Source organism: uncultured Sutterella sp., from assembly GCF_937923675.1.
In the GTDB taxonomy this organism is placed as follows: Bacteria; Pseudomonadota; Gammaproteobacteria; order Burkholderiales; family Burkholderiaceae_F; genus Sutterella.
The window spans coordinates 1-5061 of record NZ_CALDXB010000088.1 but is presented as its reverse complement, the minus strand read 5'-3'; the positions used below and the strand labels follow the sequence as shown (position 1 = coordinate 5061).

Here is a 5061-nt window from a genome sequence, read left to right as displayed (position 1 = left end):
GAACAAACCGTTCTGAATTTCCGCGCCTATCACCCGAATTTCCAGCGTCAGGAGGACGGGAGCTTCAAGATGCTCGACTCCGACTGGTATGACGTCAAGTACAACGGGAAGGCGATCGAGCAGGTGCAAGGTCTGCTCAAAGACGGCATGACGCTCGAGGTACGCGGCAGCATGCGCGAGCGCGTCTGGAAAGACCGTGACGGAAACGACCGCACCTCTCACGAAGTCTTCGCCAAAAGCCTGGGACTCTCGCTGACGCAGCCCGGACTCACGGGCGTCGAGTTTCAAAAGCCTGACCGCAACCGTCAAGCGCAGGCGGAACCAACCAAAGAGCGATAACCGCTTCCTTTCGACTTCTCACCCGCATGTCCCTGCGACATGCGACCTTCTTGTCATACCCGGAGTATCGAAATGGAAGAGACTCTCACGCCCCAAGAGCGAAGAGCGCTCATTGAAAACATCAAAGACACCGCCATCGAGCGCAGCGTGCTGCACCACTACGGCCTTTCCGAAAAGGAAGCCGAAACGTTCGGTGCTTTTGAGGAAGCTTCGCTCACCACAGAAGAAACCGACGACCTCGTCAAGGAATTCTTCGAAGAGGCCTGTAAAGATCCGGCCGTCTTACGCTCGTCGGGAGATCGGCCATGAGTAAATCGCAAGACCGGCTGAATGCGCTCGCCGAAGAGGTAGCATCCCGCCTCATCGAGCAACTCGAAAAAGGCACTGCACCTTGGCAAAAGCCCTGGAACGGCGTCACCAGTCGCCCGCACAATCCGATCACTGCATCACAGTACTCGGGCGCGAATTGGCTTTGTCTGCAAATGGCTGCAGAAATGCAAGGGTTTTCTGATCCTCGCTGGATGACCTTCAAGCAGATCACGGATGCCGGCGGTCACGTGAAGAAGGGCTCGCGCGGCGTGCCTTGCCTCTACTGGGCCGACAAATGGCTCGATGCGAAGGGCAAACCGCTTTCTGCCAAAGAGGTCCGAGAGCTGCCTCCTGAGTCACGACAGCGCATTTTGATTCCTTGTCGCTTTGTCGTCTTCAATGCCGAGCAGACCGAAGGCTTGAACCTTCCGGAATGGAAAGCTCCTGAGGTCACCTGGGATCCGAATGAGCGCGCCGAGAAGATTCTCAAAGCCTCCAACGCCGTCATCCACCACAAGCTCGGCAACGCGGCGTTCTACAGCCCGTCAACAGACTCGATCACGCTCCCTGAGCGCGGACAGTTCGCCAACGCCTCCGACTACTACGATACGGCGCTCCATGAGCTCGGTCACTGGACCGGTCACGAGTCCCGCCTCAATCGAGACCTTAGCGGCCGCTTTGGCACACCTGACTACGCCAAGGAAGAACTGCGCGCTGAAATCGCCTCAATGATGCTCGCCTCCGAGATCGGTCTACCGCACAACACGCAGCAGCATGCAGCGTACGTTGCCTCATGGATCAAGATCCTCAAGGAAGATCCTGCCGAAATCATTCGTGCATCGGCCGACGCGCAGAAGATCACCGACTTTGTCAAAAATCTTGAACAAGAACGCTACTACGTTGTCGACTACGAGAAGAACGCCGTCCTGCGACTCACGCACCCCGAATGGGTTGCCGGCGTGCGCAAAGTGCTGAACGACAAGCCGAAAGCCCTGGCGAAATTTGAATCGTTTCTCGTCCTCGTTCAGGGAAACACGCTCTCTCCGGAGCACTTGGAGAGAAACGCCTGCAATGCGCTGCTCAACCCTACGGACCCACGGTCGCAAATCCTTCTGCCTATCACGCTGCACAGAGGTGCCGTTGCCACAAGTGATCCGCATCACTTCATCGGCCTTGCCAAGCTGCAGCCGGGGTTGGAAGACAAAGCCTTTCGATTCCTGCAGCGTATCGATGGCAATGACGTTGCTGACAAAGCCCGAGCGGATTGGGCGCAAGAAGAAGCACGGAACTCGACGACCGCTCTCGCTTTCGGCCTGAACTCTCACAACTATTGGAAGGCTTTGGAGAAAATCACCGCCAAGGAGAAGACGCCTCTCGAAACGGCCGCGGAGAAGTTCCCTGCCGCGGCTCCTGAAGAGCAAAAACTCGTCGCTCGCGAAGCGCTGGCGGCCGTCAAGGCCGAGAAGCGCTTCTACCTGATCGACTTTGAGGCAAATGATGCGTCCGTTGTCACGCACCGTGAATTGATGGCGAAAGCCGGGGCCATCCTGCAAGAAAATCCGGGCGCGAAACAAGAGTTTGAAGAGGCTTTTGTCACGGAGACCAAGGCCGGCAAAATCGTACGCAATAGTGACCCAAATCGAAAAGAAAGGCAGGTGTTGCGCTGTTTGCTCGATCCGACCTTGCCGTGGTCGAATTTGGAGAAATGCCCGGTAAACCACGCAGGGCTCTTCTACACCGACAATCCGTTGCGGGCCGTTGCGGCCGCGTCCTTCTATTCCCCGGACCTCGCTCAAAAAGCAACAGCGCTCGTGGCTCGCGTCGATAGCGGCATCACCGTTGACGACGTTCACCGGCAGCTGCAGGACCCCGAAATTGCTGAGTCTTTGACGCCGCAGCGTCTGTGCGCGGAGCGCTATTGGAAAACACTCGAATCTGAACGCACCAAAGCGGCCTTCCCGAAATCGATTGAAACGCTTGAACCGTCCTCTTCCGGCAAGAAGTTTTATGTCCTCGACTTCGAGCGAAACGGGGTGCAGCGACTCACGCACGCGGAGTACATGCAGAAAGCCCGCGACATTCTGGAAAAGAATCCGCGCGCAAAAGCTGAATTCGAGTCCGCCTGGGGTATTGCTCTGCAACGGGGCAAGATGACTCAGGAGCGGGAACGGAACCTGGTGGGGATGGTGCTCGACCCCGCCGATGCCTGGTCGTTCCTCCATGGCGTCTACGCCGACCACCAAGGGCTCTTCGTCACCGATCGTCCTGCCTTAGCCGTTCAGGTCGCCAAGCTGAAATCCGACGACTTCGGAAACTTGGTTTTCAAAGAGGCCGCGAAAGCCAGCCGTGGATTCTCCCTGCAGACTCTACAGGTAGAGTCCATTCAACCGAAGTTCCTGGGTGAAATGTCCACCATTCGCCTGCATTGCGGGAAACACTGGGCCATCCTTGCGGAAAAACGACGCCTTCGAGGGTCGCTCGAAGCGAACTACTTGCAGGAACCGTTACGCGAAAAGCTCGAAAGACTTCCGCAAAGCGACCGCGACGAGTTCAAGCAAATGGCCGTTGCCGCAATATGTCAGGAAGACAAGGAGCGCTACGAACGAAACAACACCTACTACGCCGTCGACTTCAAAACACGCATGGTTCACCGTTGGTCTCACGAGCAGGTCATGCGACAAGGTCTTTACATCATCCGCGACAATCCGAAAGCACTGGCACGCTTCGAGATGGAGAAAAAAGAGGCCGTTCTTAAGGACGGCACTTCCCCAGAAAAGGCCGAGGCAAGCGCCCTTCGTGAACGAGTGAGCCCCGCTTCGAAAGACTGGATGGTCGGCATCGACCGAGGACATCCCGGTTTCTTTTTCAGCAAGGACCCAGCGGAGAGCATGGCTGCAGCTGCGAAAGTGTCCCCTGACATTGCCCGCCGAATCGAAATGCGCGTACGTCTCGCAGAGGGAGAAACCGCAGCAAGCCTCGCAAAAGTTCGTGCCACTGCACTCGAGAAGTCACCGGCCTTCCAAGCAAATTGGGCGATTCAACCATCGCCGGGAAAAGCAGCGGAGGTGGACCTCAAAAACACTGCAGCCGAACCTCAAAGGCCGCGAACGCTTGAACGCTGATCGGGGAGACCTCAATGCGACTCTTCATTGCAGAAAAACCGTCCGTCGCGAAAGCCATCGTTGCCGAGCTTGGCTGCGTCACGCGCGGCGACGGCTTCATTACGTGCAAGGACGGTTCAGTCGTCACTTGGTGCTTCGGACATCTACTCGAGCAGGCGGAACCGGACGCGTATTTGCCGGACGACGTCCCGCGTACGAAAAAAGGATCCAAAGTCTGGCGTTTTGAAGATCTTCCGATTTATCCCAAGAACTGGAAGCTCTTGCCCAAGAACGATAAAGGCGTTAAGAAGCAGCTTGCAACGATCGGGAAATTGCTCAAGAAGGCCTCTCTCGTCGTACACGCCGGGGACCCTGACCGCGAGGGGCAGCTCCTCGTCGATGAAGTTCTGGAACACTTCCGCTACACCGGCCGCGTGCAACGCTTCTGGGTTTCCGCACAGGACAGTGCGTCGATACGCAAAGGACTCACCAACCTTCGAGACAACGAGACGTTCGACGGCATGAGATTGGCTGCGCTAGGGCGTTCAAGGGCCGACTGGCTGCTCGGCATGAATCTGTCTCGCGCCTACACGCTGGCGCAGCAGGCGCAAGGCAAGAAGGAGCTCTTCGCCGTCGGTCGCGTGCAGACGCCGACGCTCGCCCTGGTCGCGAAACGTGATGTAGCGATTCGTGACTTCAAGCCGGTGCCTTATTTCGTCATCAAGGCCCGCCTTGGCGGCGGTAAACCCTTTACCGCCGTCTGGGAACCTGAGGAGTCGCAAGCGGGAATCGACGAACAAAAGCGCTTGGTCGATCGCTGCATCGCGGCCGCGTTGCAGCAGCGACTGAAGGCCGTCGGCCAAGCCACCGTCGTCAGGTGCTCGCGCACGCCCAAGAAGATTGCGCAACCGAAGGCTTTCTCACTTGCCGACATTCAACTGGGCGCCTCGAACCAATTTGGCTTTTCCGCGGAGAAGACGCTCAATCTGTGCCAATCCCTTTACGAAACGCACAAGGCGACGAGCTACCCACGCACGGATTGCTCGTTCCTTCCCGAGTCTCAATACGCCGACGCCAAGAACGTGCTCGCCGCAATCGCCAAAACCATGCCGCCCCTGGCGGGCCTCGTCGCGAAATGTGACTGCTCGATCCAGTCGCCGACGTGGAACGACAAAAAGATCACGGCGCACCACGGCATCATCCCGACGCAGCAAGCTGCAGACGGCTCCAAGTTCAGCGACGACGAACGAAAAATCTATCGCTTGATCGCCGAGCGCTACTTGTCGAACTTCCTTCCCGCACACGAGTACCT

At 57.5% G+C, this 5061-nt stretch carries 4 protein-coding genes; all 4 read left to right on the top strand.

Annotated elements, in window-relative coordinates:
- Window positions 1-339: single-stranded DNA-binding protein (locus Q0106_RS10590; RefSeq protein WP_297612642.1), on the top strand; the 339-nt coding region annotated here is incomplete at its 5' end.
- Window positions 340-411: 72 nt separating this feature from the next.
- A complete protein-coding gene (locus Q0106_RS10585; protein ID WP_005430336.1) occupies window positions 412-648 on the top strand; it encodes a hypothetical protein in 237 nt (78 codons plus the stop codon).
- On the top strand, window positions 645-3770 hold the full coding sequence (locus tag Q0106_RS10580; protein ID WP_297612640.1) for a zincin-like metallopeptidase domain-containing protein: 3126 nt from the start codon (window positions 645-647) through the stop codon (window positions 3768-3770). Before Q0106_RS10585 ends, Q0106_RS10580 begins: the two co-directional genes overlap by 4 nt.
- Window positions 3771-3784: 14 nt before the next feature.
- Window positions 3785-5061, top strand: a 1277-nt coding sequence (locus Q0106_RS10575) for a DNA topoisomerase (protein ID WP_297612637.1), incomplete at its 3' end; no start/stop codon positions are given.